This window comes from Komagataeibacter sucrofermentans DSM 15973 (assembly GCF_040581405.1).
GTDB classification, from domain to species: Bacteria; Pseudomonadota; Alphaproteobacteria; order Acetobacterales; family Acetobacteraceae; genus Komagataeibacter; species Komagataeibacter sucrofermentans.
Window position 1 is genome coordinate 1251836 of sequence record NZ_CP137157.1, and the last position, 17879, is coordinate 1269714.

The 17879-nt window shown below is 62.8% G+C and carries 18 protein-coding genes and 1 tRNA gene; 12 read left to right on the forward strand and 7 right to left on the reverse strand.

From position 1 onward, the window contains the following. Window positions 1–8 precede the first annotated feature (8 nt). Together aroC and fabI are read right to left on the reverse strand one after the other, a co-directional pair. On the reverse strand, window positions 9–1082 hold the full coding sequence (gene aroC / locus R5N89_RS06035; protein ID WP_110568226.1) for a chorismate synthase: 1074 nt from the start codon (window positions 1080–1082) through the stop codon (window positions 9–11). Window positions 1083–1101: 19 nt separating this feature from the next. Beyond that, a complete protein-coding gene (gene fabI / locus R5N89_RS06040; protein WP_110568228.1) occupies window positions 1102–1941 on the reverse strand; it encodes an enoyl-ACP reductase FabI in 840 nt (279 codons plus the stop codon). A 198-nt stretch (window positions 1942–2139) separates the two neighbouring features. Here fabI and pdxH point away from each other — a divergent pair, with 198 nt between their 5' ends. From pdxH to R5N89_RS06080, 8 genes are all read left to right on the forward strand, one after another. Further along, window positions 2140–2745, forward strand: coding sequence for a pyridoxamine 5'-phosphate oxidase (gene pdxH, locus R5N89_RS06045; RefSeq protein ID WP_110568230.1), 606 nt, complete (start codon window positions 2140–2142; stop codon window positions 2743–2745). Between the two features lie 99 nt (window positions 2746–2844). Then, complete coding sequence (locus R5N89_RS06050) at window positions 2845–3726, forward strand: universal stress protein (RefSeq protein WP_110568232.1); 882 nt, start codon at window positions 2845–2847, stop codon at window positions 3724–3726. Window positions 3727–3892: 166 nt separating this feature from the next. Then, a complete protein-coding gene (locus tag R5N89_RS06055; RefSeq protein WP_110568234.1) occupies window positions 3893–4597 on the forward strand; it encodes a phosphoadenylyl-sulfate reductase in 705 nt (234 codons plus the stop codon). Between the two features lie 78 nt (window positions 4598–4675). Further along, window positions 4676–5470, forward strand: a complete 795-nt coding sequence (gene cysD, locus R5N89_RS06060; RefSeq protein WP_061271758.1) for a sulfate adenylyltransferase subunit CysD — start codon at window positions 4676–4678, stop codon at window positions 5468–5470. A gap of 24 nt (window positions 5471–5494) precedes the next feature. Beyond that, window positions 5495–7381: an adenylyl-sulfate kinase gene (gene cysC / locus R5N89_RS06065; protein ID WP_110568236.1), complete on the forward strand. Its 1887-nt coding sequence runs from the start codon at window positions 5495–5497 to the stop codon at window positions 7379–7381. 147 nt (window positions 7382–7528) lie between these two features. Continuing rightward, window positions 7529–7855, forward strand: coding sequence for a DUF2849 domain-containing protein (locus R5N89_RS06070; protein ID WP_110568238.1), 327 nt, complete (start codon window positions 7529–7531; stop codon window positions 7853–7855). After that, entirely contained in the window at window positions 7845–9533 is a 1689-nt protein-coding gene (locus tag R5N89_RS06075; RefSeq protein ID WP_110568240.1) for a nitrite/sulfite reductase, read from the forward strand. Before R5N89_RS06070 ends, R5N89_RS06075 begins: the two co-directional genes overlap by 11 nt. Beyond that, entirely contained in the window at window positions 9520–10014 is a 495-nt protein-coding gene (locus R5N89_RS06080; protein WP_110568242.1) for a DUF934 domain-containing protein, read from the forward strand. The genes R5N89_RS06075 and R5N89_RS06080 overlap by 14 nt, the downstream gene beginning before the upstream one ends. 51 nt (window positions 10015–10065) lie before the next feature. On the opposite strand, the gene pgmG is transcribed toward R5N89_RS06080, so the two are convergent. Beyond that, a complete protein-coding gene (gene pgmG / locus R5N89_RS06085; RefSeq protein ID WP_110568244.1) occupies window positions 10066–11475 on the reverse strand; it encodes a phosphoglucomutase/phosphomannomutase PgmG in 1410 nt (469 codons plus the stop codon). Next, complete coding sequence (gene galU / locus R5N89_RS06090; protein WP_110568246.1) at window positions 11472–12341, reverse strand: UTP--glucose-1-phosphate uridylyltransferase GalU; 870 nt, start codon at window positions 12339–12341, stop codon at window positions 11472–11474. The genes pgmG and galU overlap by 4 nt, the downstream gene beginning before the upstream one ends. Before the next feature lie 188 nt (window positions 12342–12529). On the opposite strand from galU, the gene R5N89_RS06095 reads away from it, so the two are divergent. Then, window positions 12530–13873, forward strand: coding sequence for an IS1182 family transposase (locus tag R5N89_RS06095; protein ID WP_233043190.1), 1344 nt, complete (start codon window positions 12530–12532; stop codon window positions 13871–13873). Between the two features lie 342 nt (window positions 13874–14215). Here the strand turns inward: R5N89_RS06095 and R5N89_RS06100 are convergent. Then, window positions 14216–14301: transfer RNA gene (locus R5N89_RS06100), tRNA-Leu, on the reverse strand. 60 nt (window positions 14302–14361) lie between these two features. Between R5N89_RS06100 and lipB the strand changes: the two genes are divergently transcribed. Further along, entirely contained in the window at window positions 14362–15054 is a 693-nt protein-coding gene (gene lipB, locus R5N89_RS06105; protein ID WP_110568250.1) for a lipoyl(octanoyl) transferase LipB, read from the forward strand. 20 nt (window positions 15055–15074) lie between these two features. Here the strand turns inward: lipB and R5N89_RS06110 are convergent, their stop codons facing one another. Together R5N89_RS06110 and R5N89_RS06115 are read right to left on the reverse strand one after the other, a co-directional pair. Further along, window positions 15075–15701 (reverse strand): outer membrane lipoprotein carrier protein LolA, encoded by a 627-nt coding sequence (locus R5N89_RS06110; RefSeq protein ID WP_110568252.1) that lies wholly within the window; start codon window positions 15699–15701, stop codon window positions 15075–15077. After that, on the reverse strand, window positions 15698–16012 hold the full coding sequence (locus R5N89_RS06115) for a BolA family transcriptional regulator (RefSeq protein ID WP_110568254.1): 315 nt from the start codon (window positions 16010–16012) through the stop codon (window positions 15698–15700). Before R5N89_RS06115 ends, R5N89_RS06110 begins: the two co-directional genes overlap by 4 nt. A 79-nt stretch (window positions 16013–16091) precedes the next feature. On the opposite strand from R5N89_RS06115, the gene R5N89_RS06120 reads away from it, so the two are divergent. Beyond that, window positions 16092–16721, forward strand: coding sequence for a J domain-containing protein (locus R5N89_RS06120; protein ID WP_110568256.1), 630 nt, complete (start codon window positions 16092–16094; stop codon window positions 16719–16721). A gap of 121 nt (window positions 16722–16842) precedes the next feature. After that, window positions 16843–17868 (forward strand): cobaltochelatase subunit CobS, encoded by a 1026-nt coding sequence (gene cobS / locus R5N89_RS06125; protein ID WP_354680706.1) that lies wholly within the window; start codon window positions 16843–16845, stop codon window positions 17866–17868. Window positions 17869–17879 lie beyond the last annotated feature (11 nt).

Consider the following 17879-nt stretch of genomic DNA (forward strand, 5'->3'; position numbering starts at 1 on the left):
TGGGAAGTCTAGCTTCCCACCTGCCCCCGGTGGCGCAGCAGGTGATCGGCCAGCACGCAGGCCATCATCGCCTCGCCTACCGGCACGGCGCGAATGCCAACACAGGGGTCATGCCGCCCCTTTGTCATTACGTCCACATTCTCCCCTTCCCGCGTAACCGAGGGAACGGGTGTCAGAATCGAACTGGTGGGCTTGACCGCAAACCGGGCCACCAGCGGCTGCCCGGTTGAAATACCGCCGAGCACTCCGCCTGCATGGTTGGATGCAAAACGGAGATGGCCGCCTTCCATGCGCATGGGGTCGGCATTTTCCTCGCCCGTCAGGCTGGCTGCGGCAAAGCCTTCGCCAATTTCCACGCCCTTGACCGCATTGATGCTCATCAGCGCCATGGCAAGGTCCGAATCAAGCTTGCCATAGATCGGCGCGCCCAACCCCGCGGGCACGCCCTCGGCCACCACCTCGATCACCGCGCCGATGGATGAGCCTTTCTTGCGGATATCGGCCAGATATTCTTCCCATACCGGCAGCGCCTGCGCATCGGGGCAGAAGAGCGGGTTGGTGTTCACCAGATCCCAGTCCAGCCGTGCGCGGTCGATGGCGTGCGGGCCGACCTGCACCATGGCGCCACGAATATGCACGGCTGCGCCAAGCACCTTGCGCGCCACGGCGCCCGCAGCAACGCGCATGGCCGTCTCGCGCGCGGAGGAACGGCCGCCGCCACGATAGTCGCGGATGCCGTATTTGGTGTCATACGCCACATCAGCATGGCCGGGGCGGTAGCGGGTGGCGATATCGCCATAATCACGCGAGCGCTGATCGGTATTGCGGATCAGCAGCGAGATGGGGGTGCCGGTTGTCTGCCCCTCGAACACGCCGGACAGGATCTCGACCTGATCGGCCTCCTGGCGCTGGGTGGTGAATTTTGACTGCCCCGGCCTGCGCCGGTCCAGCCAGGGCTGGATATCGCCTACATCCAGCGGGATGCGCGGTGGGCAGCCATCAATCACGCAGCCAATGGCGGGGCCATGGCTTTCACCCCACGTGGTGACACGAAACATATGGCCGAAAGTGTTGTACGACATGAGGGCAGACTTCCCGCGATCAGTTACCCGCGACCGTAATATCCGGCGCGGTGGGGTTCTTCATGCCGACAATATGGTAGCCGGAATCAACATGATGGATCTCGCCCGTCACGCCGCCCGACAGGTCGGAGAGCATGTACAGCCCTGCCCCGCCCACTTCCTCAAGCGACACGTTGCGCTCGAGCGGGGAGTTGTACTGGTTCCACTTCAGGATATAGCGGAAATCGCCAATGCCATTGGCGGCCAGCGTCATGACCGGGCCGGCCGAGATGCCGTTGACGCGGATGCCGTCGCTGCCCAGATCAACTGCCATGTAGCGCACCGAGGCTTCGAGCGCCGCCTTGGCAACACCCATCACGTTGTAATGCGGCATTACGCGCTCGGCGCCCAGATAGGTGAGCGTGAGCAGCGAGCCATTCGGGTTCATGATGGCGGCGGCCCTGCGGGCGACAGCGGTGAAGGAATAGCACGAGATGTCCATCGCCTTGAGGAAGGCATCACGCGGGGTATCGACATAACGCCCGCGCAGGAACTGCTTGTCCGCCCAGCCAATGGCGTGAACGAGGAAGTCGATCTTGCCCCATTCCTTCTCGATGGCGGCAAAGGTTTCGTCCATTGCCGCATCATCGGTCACGTCGCAGGGCAGCACCAGCGTCGAGCCCACGGTCTCGGCCAGCGGGCGCACGCGCTTGCCCAGCGCCTCGCCCTGATAGGTGAAGGCCAGTTCGCCCCCCTGCTCGGCCACGGCGCGCGCGATGCCCCAGGCAATGGAGCGGTCATTCGCAACACCCATGACAAGGCCCCGCTTGCCTTTCATCAATGAACCCTTGATGGCGATTTTGGGCGCGCCGTCTGACATGCTGCTATCCTTAAACTGGTAAATGACGGATGAAATTTTCGGCCTCGTGGTTGCACAAGCTGCCGTTTCGGACAAGATGCCGAATGCTGTAATTGTAGCTAATATTTGTCACACGGTAACTTACCTTATGTTTCCATATGTTTCGCATCCCGCCGCCCAGCCGGGCGGCGGGCGCGAAATACCCAGTGGACGGAGCCCATGACCTCTCCCCTGATCGACCTTGCCGCCGACCCGTTCGACCTGTTCACGGCCTGGATGGCGGATGCCACGGCCCATGAACCCAACGACCCCAACGCCATGGCGCTGGCCACCGCCACGGCGGAAGGGCGGCCCTCGGTGCGGATGATCCTGCTCAAGGGCGCCGACCGGCGCGGCTTTGTGTTCTATACCAACCTCAACAGCCGCAAGGCCGCCGAACTGAAGGCCAACCCGCACGCCGCCCTGCTGTTTCACTGGAAGAGCATCCGCCGCCAGATCCGCATCGAGGGGCCGGTCGAGCCTGTCACCCCGGCTGAGGCCGATGCCTATTTCGCCAGCCGCAGCCGCATCTCGCGGCTTGGCGCGATTGCCTCGAACCAGTCGCATCCTCTCACCGACCGCGCCGTGTTTGAAAAAGCGGTGGCAGACCTCGAGGCCCGCTACCCCGGCCCCGATGCCGTCATTCCCCGCCCCGCCAATTGGAGCGGCTTTCGCCTCGTGCCCCAGCATTTTGAATTCTGGCAGGACCGCCCCTACCGCCTGCATGACCGCGCCGTGTGGGACCGCACGCCAGACGGGTGGCAGACCGAACGTCTTTATCCCTGATGGCAGAACTTAACGCCGCCTGATCCGTTTCACCCAGCAACGGGTGCCTGCAATGTCACCCATGCGGATAACCCAGAAACGGATCAGGAGGCCCATCAGATGTGTGTGCGCAGGATATTGCTGCCCCTTGGTGGCGCAAGCCACGCGCAGAGTGCGCTGCATGTAGGCGGCGCGATCGCGCGCATGTTCGATGCGCACCTAGCCGTGCTGCATGTCGGCACCGACATGCAGGAAGTCGGGCCGCTGGTGGGCGAAGGCATGTCCGGCGTGATGGTGCAGGACATGATCTCCACCGCCATGAAGGAAAGCGCCGAACGCCTGCATGAGGTGCGCGGCCTGTTCGATGCCTTCACGCGCCGCGAGCGCATTCCTGTCGTGGCGGTGGATTCTCCCCTTTCGCCGGGCAACATGCACGCGCTTTCGGCCAGTTTCATTGCCCATAGCGGGCATACGCGCAGCGTGGTGTCGTTTCAGGCGCGGCTGTCCGATATCGTGGTGCTGCGCCAGCCCAACCCGGAGGGGGATGTCTCCTCATCCGAGACCCTGCACGCCATTCTGTTTGAAAGCGGGCGCGGCGTCATTATCGCACCACCTGTAGCGCCCCCCACCATAGGCAGGCGCATCTGCATTGGCTGGAATGGCACGTCGGAGGCGGCATCGGCCATCCATCACGCCCTGCCCCTGCTGCGCCAGGCCGAGGCGGTGTGCATCCTGTACAGCCCCGCCTACCAGCGACCAGGGCCGGAGGCACGGCATGTGCGCTCTTTCCTCTCGCTGCACGGCATTGAGGCCAATATTCACGAATTCGGGAGTGATACACGCCCCGTAGGCGAGGACATGCTTGCCGCGGCGCATGATTTCAATGCCGACATGCTGGTCATGGGGGCATACTCCCACTCCCGCCTGCGGCAGATGATCCTAGGTGGCGTGACACGTCATATGCTTGAAAACAGCGATATCGTGGTGCTCATGAGCCGTTAGGCGCGCTACGGCTTTCTCCCCCTTGCCGCCATGCCGGGGGCATATATGAAATACGCACCAGAATATGTGTAAATTATGCCTTTCCCTTGATTTTACACTCCACCGAGAGTAGGTGTGGCGTGAAAAGAACGCTATGACCTAGTGTAAATCGGGTGCGGGGAACATTATGCGTATCGATGCGGATGTTGTGGCTGAACTGAAGCAGGCGGGTGAAAACGCATCCGACGTGCTGCGTGTCGCCCTGACGCGGCTGCGCGGCCGGATCGCGCTGGTGTCGTCCTTCGGGGCGGAATCTGCTGTCATGCTGGCCCTTGCGGCGGAAATCGATCCTGCCGTGCCGGTCCTGTTCCTTGAAACGGGGCAGCACTTCCCCGAGACGCTGGCCTACCGCGAGGAACTCGCCCGCGTGCTGGGCCTGCGTGATGTGCGCGACCTGCACCCCAACCCCGCACAGCTTGAAAAGCGCGACCCCACAGCCGAGCTGTGGGCCTTTGACCCCGATGCCTGCTGCGCCCTGCGCAAGGTCGAGCCGCTTGATGAGGCCATGATCCCGTTCGATGCGTGGATTACGGGCCGCAAGCGCACGCAGGCGGCCACCCGGCAGGGCCTGCCCGTGGTTGAGGATGCGCCGGGCGGCAAGATCAAGCTCAACCCCCTCATTGCCTGGACGCCGCGCGAGCTTGATGCCGAGATTACGCGGCGCAATCTGCCGCGCCACCCGCTCACGCTGCGTGGCTATCCTTCAATCGGGTGCGCGCCCTGCACGCGCCCCGTGGGCGAAGGCGCTGACCCGCGCGAAGGCCGCTGGGCTGGAAAAGCCAAGACCGAATGCGGCATACACATGCGCAAGCCAGCGACGCAGGGCACATGATTCCCTTTTCCGCTTCCCCCGCGCCGGGGCTGCCGGTTTCTCCCGTTTTCTTTCCTGTTACGGAAGGTCTGTAATTCCATGGACGATCTCGACCAACTCGAGGCCCAGAGCATCTTCATTCTGCGTGAAGCCTATCGCAAGCTGAAGCCACTGGCGATGCTGTGGTCGCTGGGCAAGGATTCAAACGTCATGCTCTGGCTGGCGCGCAAGGCCTTCCTCGGGCGCGTGCCGTTTCCGGTCATGCATGTCGATACCGGCAAGAAATTCCCGGAAATGTACAAATTCCGCGATGAATACACCAAGAAGTGGAACCTCGAGCTGCTGCTCGGTGACTGCCCGCCGGTCGAGGAAATCGACCCCACCCTGCCGCCTGCCGCCCGTTCCGCCGCGCGCAAGACTGCGGGGCTTGCCGCGATGATCGACAAATACAAGCTGGCAGGCGTGATCGCGGGCATCCGGCGCGATGAACAGGCCACCCGTGCGAAGGAGCGCGTGTTCAGCCCGCGCGGTTCCGGCCACAAATGGGATGTGCGCAACCAGCCCCCCGAATTCTGGGACCAGTACGCCACCCCGCACGAGGCGGGTGTGCATGTGCGTGTTCACCCCCTGCTGTCATGGCGCGAGATCGACATCTGGCGCTATATCGAGCGCGAGGGCATTCCGCTGGTTGACCTGTATTTCTCGAAAGAGGGCAAGCGCTACCGCTCGCTGGGCGATCAGGACATTACCAGCCCGATCGAGAGCAATGCTTCCACCGTGGCCGAGGTGATTGCCGAACTCGAAACCTCGCGCACGTCCGAGCGCGCAGGCCGCGCCATGGACCATGAATCCGAGGATGCCTTCGAGCGCCTGCGCGTGGCCGGCTACCTCTGAGCGGACAGGACGGAGTTACAGACAATGAATACAATCCCGACCCCTGCCCCGCAGGATGCCGCAACACCCATCGTGATCGTGGGCCATGTCGATCACGGCAAGTCCACGCTGATCGGTCGCCTGCTGTATGATACCGACAGCCTGCCCGAAGGGCGCGTGGCGCAGATCATCGAGTCCAGCAAGAAGCGCGGGCTGACGGTTGAATGGAGCTTCCTGCTCGACAGCCTGCAGATCGAGCGTGACCAGGGCGTGACAGTTGATTCAACCCGCATTCCCTTCAAGCTGGGCAGCCGCCAGTTCGTAATCGTCGATGCGCCGGGCCACCGCCAGTTCCTGCGCAACATGATTACGGGTGCCGCCGATGCCGAGGCCGCCGTGCTGGTGGTTGACGCCAATGAGGGCGCTCAGGAGCAGACCCGCCGCCACGCCATGCTGCTGCGCCTGATTGGCATTCGGCATGTGATCGTGTTTATGAACAAGGTCGATATCTTCAACTACGACCAGAAGAAGATCGAGGCCGCCGAGCGCGACATCACGGCACTTCTGCTTCAGCTTGAAATCGAGCCGACCGTGTTCGTGCCTGCATCCGCGCGCGAAGGCGACAACATGGCTTCGCGCTCGGACAAGATGCCGTGGTACAAGGGCCCGACCCTGACCGAGGCACTGGCGGCTGTCCCCGCCCCGTCCTCGCGCGCCGACCTGCCGCTGCGCCTGCCGGTGCAGGATGTCTACCGTTTTGACACCAAGCGCATTGTGGTGGGCCGCATCGAGCGCGGGCGCATCCGCGTGGGTGATGAGGTGGTGATTGGCGTGCATGGTGCCAAGGCCCGCATCGCCACCATCGAAAGCTGGCACACCGCCCCGCAGGTCGCCGCCGTTGCAGGCCAGTCCGTGGCCGTAACGCTTGAGCCGGACGTGATCCCCGACCGGGGTGACTTCCTGTTCCCTGCCGACCACGCACCGCTGCGGGCAGCGCGCATCCGCACGCGCCTGTTCTGGCTGCGTCAGGAGCCGCTGCGCGTGGGCGAGAGCTTCAGGCTGCGTCTTGCCACGGCCGAGCATCAGGTCACGGTTGCTGCCATTGATTCGGTTGTGCGGCTCGAAGACCTGACCGAGCACCCCGCCGAGGAAGTGCCGCCTGAAGGCTTTGCCGAGATTACGCTGGCCGTGTCGGAAACCATGCTGTTCGACCCGTTCGTGCCGGGCACGGCCGATGGGCGTGGCGTGCTGGTCGATCGCAACCAGCAGATCGTGGGCGGCGCGCCGCTGATCGGGGTGGCCGAGAGCGTTGCAGGGCGCAATGCCATTCACCCCACCGGCAGCGCCGTATCGCTGTGGGACCGCGCGCAGGCCAAGGGCCACCGTGGCGGCGTGTTCTGGATGACCGGCCTGCCCGGTGCTGGCAAGAGCACGCTGGCGCGTGAGGCGGAAAACCGCCTGTTTGGCCGTGGTATTGATGTGTCGGTGCTCGATGGCGACACGCTGCGTGCCGGGCTGTGCGCGGATCTTGGCTTCTCGGACGCTGACCGGCGTGAAAACGTGCGCCGTGCCGCAGCCGTTGCCCGCATCCTGGCCGAGAGCGGGCAGGTTGTGATCGTGGCCCTGATCTCGCCCACCGTGGCGGATCGTGAAATGGCGCGCCAGATCGTTGGTGAAGGTTTCCATGAGATCTTCATCGACACGCCGCAGGCCACCTGCGAGCAGCGCGACCCCAAGGGACTGTATGCTGCTGCCCGCGCAGGCAAGATCGAAGGCTTTACCGGCGTGGATGCGCCTTACGAAGCTCCGGCGAAGCCCGACCTGCGGGTTGAGACCACCGATGCATCACGTGATGAGACCGCCGCCCGTCTGGCGACCTACATCACGGATGCTACCCGTCTTGATGCGGCAGCACAGCGCCAGACATCCTGAATGCTGCAACCGGCATGCCCTGTTGCAGGCATGCCGGTATTGCATTACCGGATTGAAAAAAATGGGTGCGCGGGCATGGACTGCGCACCCATTTACAGCAGTTTAAGGCAGTTACATGCCCGTTGCCTGAAAGGGATCGGTTCAGAAGTGGATGTCAGGAACAACCGCCGGGACATGACCGGCGCCAGCGTCATTACCGCCAACCGGCTGCTTGATGGCCGTATCGTGTGGCTTGCGCCGCAGGGCTGGTCGGAGGCGATCAGCCAGGCCCGCGTGTTTGATAATGCAGCGGTGGAAGATGCGATCAGGCAGGCCAGGGCAGCAGATGCAAACACCGTGGTGGGCATCTATGGCGTGCAGCTTGACCCTGACGCCACGCATATTACGCCCCTGACCGTGCGCGAGCGCATCCGTGCCTTTGGCCCGAGCGTGCACCCTGATTTCGCCCCCGTGGAGACGTCTCATGTCCACTGACACCGCAACCCTGCCGGTTGGCCGGTATGCCTATGACCAGGTGGACCGCACCTTCCTGTCGCAGCGCGTGGCCCAGTTCCGCGAGCAGGTGGGCCGCCGCGTGGCGGGTGACCTGAGCGAGGATGAATTCAAGCCCCTGCGCCTGATGAACGGCCTGTACCTGCAGCTTCACGCCTACATGCTGCGTGTGGCCGTGCCCTATGGCATGATGGGTGCGGACCAGATGCGTGAACTCGCCCATATCGCGCGCACGTATGACCGCGATTACGGCCATTTCACCACGCGCCAGAACATCCAGTTCAACTGGATCCGGCTTGAGGACACGCCCGATATCCTTGAGCGGCTGGCGGGCGTGAACATGCATGCCATCCAGACCAGCGGCAACTGCATCCGCAACGTGACCTGCGACGAGTTTGCCGGCGCCGCTGCCGATGAACTACTCGACCCACGCATCCATGCCGAGATTTTGCGCCAGTGGTCCACGCTGCACCCGGAATTCTCGTTCCTGCCACGCAAGTTCAAGATCGCCATCAGCGGCAGCCCGCATGATCGCGTGGCCGCGCGCTTCCATGATATCGGCCTCGTCGCCCATCCCGGCCCGGACGGGCGGCCCGTGTTCGATGTGTTCGTAGGCGGCGGGCTTGGCCGCACGCCCATCATTGGCGTGCACCTGCGCGATAACCTGCCTGAGGAAGACCTGCTGGCCTACCTTGAGGCGGTGGTGCGCGTGTACAACGCCTATGGGCGACGCGACAACATGTACAAGGCGCGGATCAAGATCCTGGTGCAGGCGTTGGGCGTGGAACAGTTCCGCGAGAAAGTGGATGCCGAATTCGCCCAGATGAACCGCGCGGATTACCGTCTTGAGCCTGCCATTGTAGAGGGTATTCGTGCCCGCTTCGGCATTCCTGATCTGGATGCGCCTGCTGATGCGGCCCGGAAGCTTGAAGCTGACCGTAAAGCCGATGCCCGCTTTGACCGTTGGGTGCGCACCAACACCCATACTCACCGGCATGAAGGCTTCATCAGCGCGGTGGTGTCCATCAAGCCCGATGGCGGCATTCCGGGTGACGTCACCGCCGACCAGATGGACCTGATCGCGGACCTGGCCGATGAATTCTCGTTTGGCGAGATCCGCGTCACGCATATGCAGAACGTGGTGCTGGGCCATGTGCGCAAGGACCGCCTGCGTGACCTGTGGCGCAGGCTTGAAGGTGCCGGGCTGGGCACGCCCAATATCGGGCTGGTGGGCGACATCATCGCCTGCCCCGGTCTGGATTACTGCGCGCTGGCCAATGCGCGCTCCATCCCCATTGCCCAGAAGCTGAGCGCGCGCTTCGCCAACCCCGAACTGCAGGAAAACATCGGCACCCTGCGGATCAACATCTCGGGCTGCATCAATGCCTGCGGCCACCATCATGCAGGCCATATCGGCATTCTGGGCGTGGACAAGCGTGGCGAGGAGTTCTTCCAGCTCACCCTTGGTGGCTCGGCCGAGAATGATGTGGCGATTGGCCAGATCATCGGCCCGGCCCTGCCGGAGGATGAAACGGTCGATGCCATTGCCCGGCTGATCGACACCTATCTGGTGCTTCGCAATGAAGGCGAGGCGTTTATCGATACCTACCGGCGCCTCGGCGCCGCCAGCTTCAAGGATGCCGTCTATGCCCCTGCTTGAAAATGGTCATGTGACCGAAGACCGCTGGGCGCAGGCCATCGCAGGTGAAGCCCTGCCCGCAGGGGCCGTGATCGTGCCGCTGGAACGGCTTGAGGAAGGGCTGGCCCGTCCGAAGGATGCGCCGCTTGGCGTGGCCATCGGGCCGGATGTGGACGTGGCGGTGCTACGCCCTGCCCTGCCCCGGCTGGGGCTGGTGGCGGTAAACTTTCCCACCTTTCGCGATGGACGGGCATTTACGCAGGCCCGTGCCTTGCGTGAGCATCTGTCCTTTACCGGCGAGATCCGCGCCACCGGCACGCCGCTGCCCGACCAGTATGAGTTTCTGCTGCGCTGTGGCGTGACCACCGTGCAGACCGACCGGACGGAAGACGTGGCGGTGTGGCAGCAGGCGCATGAAATCATTTCCATCGCCTACCAGCCTTCCGTGCTGCATGAGCGCCCGCAGGGGCTGGGGCTGCGTCGCTTTCTGGTAACAGACTGAAAATACAGGATCAGTGTCGGATCTTTACGACCCAAACCCGCATCGACGCCTCTAGTGCGGGGGGAGCGTGCCGGAAAAATCGGGTGCGCGCAGTCCTGAGGCTTCGAGTTGCGCCGTGATCGCGGCTTTCAGCCGGTCCAGCGCCTCAGCACTCTTCCCTTCTGCCCGGGCGACAAGAACCGCCTGGGTGTTGGAGGCGCGCAGCAGCCACCAGCCATCGGGCGTTGTCACGCGCACGCCATCAATGGTGGAAACACGTGCCCCACTGCATTCCAGTCGCGCAGCCACTTCGGCAATAACCGTGAATTTGCGGGTATCATCGCAGGCAAAACGCAGTTCTGGCGTGGAAACGGCAGTAGGCAGGCTCAACCGCACATCCGAGAGCGGACCCTTGAGGCGCGAGACAATGCCCAGCAGGCGGAGTGCTGCGTATAGCCCGTCATCAAAGCCGTACCAGCGATCGGCAAAAAAGAAATGACCTGACATCTCGCCGGCCAGCGGCGCGCCGGTCTCGGCCATTTTCATCTTGATGGGGGAATGTCCGCTCTTCCACATCAGTGGCGTACCGCCCGCTCGGTCAATCTCTTCAAACAGCACCTGGCTGGCCTTGACATCGGCAATGACCGTAGCACCCGCATGGTCGCGCAAAATATCACGCGCCAGCACAACCAGAAGCTGGTCCGCCCACAGCACGGTGCCGGTATTGTCCACCACGCCAAGCCGGTCGGCATCGCCATCAAAGGCCAGGCCCAGATCGGCCCCCTCTTCCCTTACTGCGGCAATAAGCTGCTCAAGGTTGGCCAGAACGGTCGGGTCAGGGTGATGGGCGGGAAAAGTGCCGTCAATTTCAGCGTTGAGAAGGCGGTGCCTGCCTGGCAGTTTTTTCACCAGTAGCGACAGGATTTCGCCCGCGGCGCCATTGCCGCTGTCCCATACGACATCAAGGGGGCGGTCCGTGCCATCCCAGTCGCGCAGCAGGCGGTCTACATAGGCGGGGATCACGTTTACATCGCGCAGGGTGCCGGTGGCGTGAGCCACGACATCGCCACTTGCGGCCAGTTGGCCCAGTTCACGGATCTGTTCGCTAAAAAATGGCTTGTTGCCGAGCACCATCTTGAAGCCGTTATGGTCGGGCGGGTTATGGCTGCCTGTCACCATAATCGCGCTGTCGGCCTTTAGCGTGGTCGCGGCAAAATAGAGCATCGGCGTGGGGCCACGCCCAATGCGCAGCACGGCCATGCCAGACGCCATGGCCCCTGCCCCGAGCGCCTGCTCAAGGGCGGGGGATGACAGGCGTCCGTCATAACCGATAGCGACGGTCGAGCCGCCAGCCCGTGCCACCATGGAACCGAAGGTGCGGCCGATGGCATAGGCGTCGTCCTGCGTCAGGCTCTCGCCCACAACCCCGCGGATATCGTATTCCCGCAGGCTTGTGGGGTCGAAACGGTGCCTGAAGCTCATTTATACTTTTTGAGGAATTCCCGCACGTCGCCCGCCAGGTCCTCGCGTGCGAGGGCGAAGGCAATCTGCGCCTCAAGGAAGCCCGGCTTGCTGCCGCAGTCGAAGCGCTTGCCTTCGTAGCGGTAACCGTGGAACGGCACGTGACCGATGGTCTTGGCCATGGCGTCGGTCAGCTGCACTTCGCCGCCTGCACCCTTTTCCAGCTTGGCAAGGTGCTTGAGCACGTCTGCCGTCAGCACGTAACGACCAATGACCGACAGGGTCGAGGGCGCGTCCTTGGGGTCAGGCTTTTCAACCAGGCCCTTCACTTCAACCGTCTTGCCGTCATCCGCGCCGACATCAAGGATGCCGTAGCTGCCGGTCTGCTCGCGCGGCACTTCGGTTACGGCCAGCACGTTGCCGCCGGTCTTGTTGTAAACTTCAACCAGCTGGCCAATGCAGGACTTTTCGCTCTGCACCACATCATCGGGCAGCAGGATGGCGAACGGGTCGTTGCCAATGAACTCACGCGCACACCAGATGGCGTGGCCAAGGCCGAGCGGCTCCTGCTGGCGCACGGACAGCATGGACCCCGGGGTCACGCGCGTGGCTTCGAGCGCCTTCAGCGCGGAGGCCTTCTTGCGGGCCTTCAGCGTGTCTTCGAGTTCATAGGAAATGTCGAAATAGTCGATCAGGGAATCCTTGCCCCGGCTGGACACGAGGCAGAATTCCTCGATCCCGGCTTCACGCGCTTCATCGATGGCGTACTGGATCAGCGGACGATCGACAACGGTGAGCATTTCCTTGGGCACGCACTTGGTTGCGGGCAGGAAACGGGTGCCAAGGCCGGCAACAGGCAATACGGCTTTTTTAAGGGGCTTGATCACTAATATTTACCTCAAGATGCATGACAGAAGCAGACAATCCCGGCTGACCCCCCATTTTATAATGATGACAGGGATCAGGGTGTTGCCAGATGAACAAGGATATAGCGTGCTTCATCAGGACCAAACATGATTTAACAGCCTGTCGGGTTGGGGTACCCTGTGAAGGGGGGCGATTGTAAGGTGGTGTGATGAGCAGCTTCATCCCGTTTGACCGGTCTCAGCCGTATCTTCTGCCGCCTGATCTGAAGTCGTGGCTTCCTGCTGATGATATGGCGCATTTCATTGTAGCCGCCGTTGAGCGGGTTCCGATGAGTGCGTTCTGCGTGCCAGTGCGCACGGGAGGCAAGGCGCAGTATCATCCGCGCCTGATGCTGGCCCTTCTGATCTTCAGCTATGCGAACGGGTTGTTTTCCTCACGCCGGATCGAGCGGGCGACATATCGCGACATCGGGGTGCGATTCGTGGCGGCGAACCTGCATCCGGATCATGATACGATTGCGACCTTCCGCCGGACGAACCGGACAGCCATTGAAGCTGCATTTGCGCAGGTCCTGCTTCTGGCGCGCGAGACGGGTCTGCTGCGTCTGGGCGTGGTGTCGATCGACGGCACGAAAATCGATGCTGACGCATCGAAATACCGTTCGGTGCGCTACGACCGGATCAGGGCGCTGCGCGAACAGCTGGCTGTGGATATCGCGAAACTGATGGACCAGGCGGAGCATGCGGACGTCACAGACAGAGATCCGCAGGCATTGCCGGAAGAGCTTGCCCGGCGGGAAACGCTGAAAGCGAAGCTGGACGAAGCCTGCGCCCGGCTGGAAGCTGATGCGAAGGCGCAGGCTGAAACGGCGCGACCGGCCTACGAGAAGAAGAAAGCCGCTTATGATGCGAAAACAGGGCGTCGCGGCCGGGCGCCCAAACCGCCCGATGATGAACCACCACCCGACCGACAGATCAGTCTGACCGATCCCGACAGCCGCCTCATGCGGCGTTCGGACGCCCACGAGTTCCGGCAGGCTTACAATGCCCAGGCCGTGGTGTGCGCCGAAGGCAGCCAGTTGATCGTGACAACCGACGTTGTCGCCACATCAGCGGATGCGCCGTCCTTTGCCGACACGGTGCTGTCGATGGAAGACACAATCGGTCTCCCAAAGACAGTGCTCGCCGATACCGGTTACGCCAGCGGGCAGGCGGTCCGGAAACTGCGGGAAAAGGGCATTGATCCGCTGGTCGCCATTGGACGGCCCTGTGCCCGCAGACCTTACGACTTCCGACCCCGGCCCGCAGAAAGGGAGCCACGCCGGATAACCGAACCCTGGCGGCTTGCCATGAAGGACAGGCTGGAAACTACAGAAGCCGGAGATCTTTACAGACGACGAAAACAGACCGTGGAGCCGGTCTTTGGAATTATCAAAAGCATCATGGGCTTCAGAAAATTCAGCCTGCGTGGCCTTGCAAAAGTCACGACCGAATGGACACTCGTTGCTCTCGCATACAACTGTAAAAGAATGGCGCGGCTTCAGGCAGCATAAGCCAGGTCAGCCTTGGCGTTATCAGCCGCAAAATGCCCAACCCGACAGGCTGTTAAATCACTATTTCCATGCCTCATCGCAAATGATGGCGAAATCGACACCATTTGTAACGTACGGGCCAGCCTGAAGTGCTGTCTGCGGGATGCATCATCCTGCGGTAGATAGAGGCATTCAATGAGGAATAATTGTGACTTTTTTATGACCTGCACCCTAAACGCCCTTCCCGGTGGAAGGTTGCGGGGCGTGTGCGATTCAAATCCGGCCCTGACTGCGCATGTGTAAAAACACACCTGCCCCGGAGGGGTGATGTGTTTTATCTTGCATCAGTTTTCAGAAAAAAAGTGGTGCGGCCAAGAAGACTCGAACTTCCACGGGGTTGCCCCCACAAGCACCTCAAGCTTGCGCGTCTACCATTCCGCCATGGCCGCAACGTGACAACGAGCATCGAGTGAGCGATACCGTCATGACGATGAATGGGCGTATAACCGATGAAAGACGAACGGGCAATGACCGAAAACAACTTTTTATGGGATAAAGCGCCAGAACAGGTGCCCTACCCCACCGCATTGGCGGAAATGGAGGCCCAGGCCCGTGGAATTCGGGCGGGCACGCACCCCGAGCGCGTGTGGCTGCTCGAGCATCCCCCCACATACACCGCCGGAACCTCGGCAAAGGATTCGGACCTGTTCAACCCGCGTGGCTACCCCACCTATCCTGCCGGGCGTGGCGGGCAGTGGACCTATCATGGCCCCGGGCAGCGCGTGGCCTATGCCATGCTAGACCTGACCCGCCCGCGCGCCATGGTGCCGCCGCGTGACCTGCGGGCCTATGTCCATGCGCTGGAGGAGTGGATCATCCGCACCCTCGCCCGCTTTGGCGTAACGGGAGAGCGGCGCGCGGAGCGTATTGGCGTGTGGGTGGTCGATCCCGCTACCGGGCGGGAGGAAAAGATCGCGGCGATTGGCGTGCGTGTCTCACGCTGGGTGAGCTGGCACGGAATCGCGATCAATGTTGACCCCGATCTGAGCGATTTTGGGGGAATCGTGCCTTGTGGCATCAGCGAATACGGCGTGACCAGCCTGGCGAAGCTGGGCAGGCGGGTGCGCATGGAGGACGTGGATGCGGCACTGGCCGAGACATGGGAATCCTGTCTCGGCCCGATTCGCGGCACGCAGGCGTAAAGCCGCGCGCCGCCCTGCGATCAATTGCTGGGGCTGAGGGTAAACATTGTGTCAGGCCAGGCCTGACCGCTGACGGTGGTATCGGTCAGGTCAAGGCGGATGTGCTGGCGCTCCACATCCGTCATTTCAATGACCAGCAGCGACAGCTTGCCCCCGATATCCGCGAATCCGAGGGTCAGGATGCCCTGCGATTCGCTATCGCGCCGCCCCAGCGAGACCTGCAGGCTGTTCTGCCCGTGCTGAACCGCCGTGACTGAAATCTGGCCAGACAGGTGCACCGGCTGGTCAAGCAGCAGGCCGAGCGGCTGGCGGCCAAGCGACATGCGGGTGACCGATTCGCGCCGGTGATCGACAAACAGCAGGCGCCCGTTTGCCGCCACCAGCTTCATTGAGCCCGGGGTGGCATAATCCAGCCGCAGGCGGCCGGGATCATAATGCATGACCCCCTGCCCCTTGCCGCCATCGGGCCATGTCTGCACGAAATTGGCCTGCAGCCCGCGTGAGGTGTTGAGGTAGGTCTCGACGCGCGCGATGTCATCGGCCTGGTTGGGCGATGTGGTGGCGGGCGTGCCCGCGCAGGCGGCGAGCAGCGTGAGCAGGCCGCCCATCATCAGCCGCCGCGTGGCGAAGGGAAAGGCGGGCATCATGCCGTGGCCATCCGCGCCTGCTCTTCTGGCGTGCGCAGCACGAGCGAGAGCGCGTGCATGCCACCTGCGAATTCATCCGCCAGCAGGTTATGCACCAGGCGCGAGCGCTGCACGCGGCCCACGCCCTCGAAGGCGGGGCTGACGATCAGCACGTTATAGTGACTCTCCCCCGCCTGCACGCCGTTGTCGCGCACATGCACGTGGTGGGCGTGGCGGGCGCTGTCATCGTGGATGGCGAGTTCCACCGGGGCGAGGTGTTCGCGTATGATGCGGTCGATCCGTCCGGCCCGGCCGGTTGCGTGCTGTTCCATTGGCGGCTCCATGATAGCGGGATCATTCATTGCACAGCTTCGCTCTTGCACGAAGCATGGACAGGCGCACATAACGGGAATGATGAAGAGAAGGAACACCCGGCACCGCGCCTTTGACCCCGATCCCGATGCGCCGGACCGCTGCTGCGACATGCATGGCTGCGACCAGCCCGCAGGCTACCGGGCTCCGCGCTCGCGTGATGCGCTGAACAAGTATTTCTGGTTCTGCCTTGAACATGTGCGTGAATACAATTCACGGTGGGACTATTATCGCGGCATGTCACCCGGCCAGATCGAGGCGCATATCCGCGCCGATGCCTCATGGGACCGTCCTTCATGGAAGCTGGGCCAGGGCAGCGCTGCCCGCGCGTTCAGCGAGGATGACGTGATCGACCCGCTCGACCTGCTCAAGGGGGCCGCCAAGGCGCGCGCGCGCACCCGCACCCGCCGCCAGCAAGACGAGGACCGCCGGGCCGACGCTCCGCCTGCGCTGCGCTATCCGCTTGGCGTGCTCGACCTGGGCTGGCCCGTGTCGATGGAGGAACTCAAGACCCGCTACAAGCTGCTCGCCCGCCAGCATCACCCCGATGCGAATGGCGGCGACCGCAAGGCCGAAGAGCGCTTCAAGGGCATCAATATCGCCTATACCACGGTGCGCGCCCATCTGGTGGCCACCGCCGGGCACGAGGGCGTGGCCCGACGCGCCTGAAACGGGCCGCGCCATCATATGGCCGATCTGTTACAGATATGTTTATACTCAAAGCCCGATATGCCGCCCTGCGCTGTCATGGTGGGCCCTAACAGACGAAGTGACGGACGAGATAAAGCAGATGAACGAACCAGCAGACCTGACAACTGCCGCCGTGGATGCCAACGGCACGCCACTTCCCGCCATTTCGGCCGTCAATGCGCCCGATCTGCAGGTGAGCGCGCGCGATGTGTTCGGCATCGACAGCGACATGAAGGTGCCCGCCTTCTCGGTACGCACGGATCATGTGCCTGATATCGACCCGTCGTACAAATTCGATCACGATACGACGCTGGCCATCCTGGCGGGGTTCGCCTTCAACCGCCGCGTCATGGTGCAGGGCTATCATGGCACCGGCAAGTCATCGCATATCGAGCAGGTCGCCGCCCGGCTCAACTGGCCGAGCGTGCGCATCAACCTTGATAGCCACATCTCGCGCATCGACCTGATCGGCAAGGATGCGATCGTGCTGAAGGACGGCCAGCAGATCACCGAATTCCGCGAGGGGCTGCCGCCGTGGGGCCTGCAGCACCCCTGCGCGCTGGTGTTTGATGAATATGATGCCGGCCGGCCCGACGTGATGTTCGTAATCCAGCGCGTGCTTGAGGTGGAAGGCCACCTGACGCTGCTTGACCAGAACCGCGTGATCCGCCCGCACCCCTTCTTCCGCCTGTTCGCCACGGCCAACACGGTGGGCCTGGGCGATACGACGGGCCTGTATCATGGCACGCAGCAGATCAACCAGGGCCAGATGGACCGCTGGAACATCGTGACCACGCTCAACTACCTGCCCCACGCGCAGGAAACCGCCATTGTGCTGGCCAAGATGGGCATCGACCCCAAAAAGGACGAAGCGGGCCGCAAGCGGGTGGAAAGCATGGTGGCGCTGGCCGACCTCACGCGTTCGGGCTTCATCGCGGGTGACATTTCCACGGTCATGTCGCCGCGCACGGTCATCAGCTGGGCAGAAAACTTCCGTATTTTCAACGATCTTGCTTTCGCCTTCCGCGTTACCTTCCTCAACAAGTGCGATGAGGCGGAGCGCCCCACGGTGGCGGAGTATTACCAGCGCTGCTTTAACGCCAGCCCGCTGGCGCCACGGGGCTGATGACAGGGCAG

Bases quoted from the DNA above. Each gene is read 5' to 3' on its own strand.
- aroC (WP_110568226.1), bottom strand. From the start codon at position 1,082: ATGTCGTACAACACTTTCGGCCATATGTTTCGTGTCACCACGTGGGGT.
- fabI (WP_110568228.1), bottom strand. From the start codon at position 1,941: ATGTCAGACGGCGCGCCCAAAATCGCCATCAAGGGTTCATTGATGAAA.
- pdxH (WP_110568230.1), top strand. From the start codon at position 2,140: ATGACCTCTCCCCTGATCGACCTTGCCGCCGACCCGTTCGACCTGTTC.
- R5N89_RS06050 (WP_110568232.1), top strand. From the start codon at position 2,845: ATGTGTGTGCGCAGGATATTGCTGCCCCTTGGTGGCGCAAGCCACGCG.
- R5N89_RS06055 (WP_110568234.1), top strand. From the start codon at position 3,893: ATGCGTATCGATGCGGATGTTGTGGCTGAACTGAAGCAGGCGGGTGAA.
- cysD (WP_061271758.1), top strand. From the start codon at position 4,676: ATGGACGATCTCGACCAACTCGAGGCCCAGAGCATCTTCATTCTGCGT.
- cysC (WP_110568236.1), top strand. From the start codon at position 5,495: ATGAATACAATCCCGACCCCTGCCCCGCAGGATGCCGCAACACCCATC.
- R5N89_RS06075 (WP_110568240.1), top strand. From the start codon at position 7,845: ATGTCCACTGACACCGCAACCCTGCCGGTTGGCCGGTATGCCTATGAC.
- R5N89_RS06080 (WP_110568242.1), top strand. From the start codon at position 9,520: ATGCCCCTGCTTGAAAATGGTCATGTGACCGAAGACCGCTGGGCGCAG.
- pgmG (WP_110568244.1), bottom strand. From the start codon at position 11,475: ATGAGCTTCAGGCACCGTTTCGACCCCACAAGCCTGCGGGAATACGAT.
- R5N89_RS06095 (WP_233043190.1), top strand. From the start codon at position 12,530: ATGAGCAGCTTCATCCCGTTTGACCGGTCTCAGCCGTATCTTCTGCCG.
- lipB (WP_110568250.1), top strand. From the start codon at position 14,362: ATGAAAGACGAACGGGCAATGACCGAAAACAACTTTTTATGGGATAAA.
- R5N89_RS06110 (WP_110568252.1), bottom strand. From the start codon at position 15,701: ATGATGCCCGCCTTTCCCTTCGCCACGCGGCGGCTGATGATGGGCGGC.
- R5N89_RS06115 (WP_110568254.1), bottom strand. From the start codon at position 16,012: ATGGAACAGCACGCAACCGGCCGGGCCGGACGGATCGACCGCATCATA.
- R5N89_RS06120 (WP_110568256.1), top strand. From the start codon at position 16,092: ATGATGAAGAGAAGGAACACCCGGCACCGCGCCTTTGACCCCGATCCC.
- cobS (WP_354680706.1), top strand. From the start codon at position 16,843: ATGAACGAACCAGCAGACCTGACAACTGCCGCCGTGGATGCCAACGGC.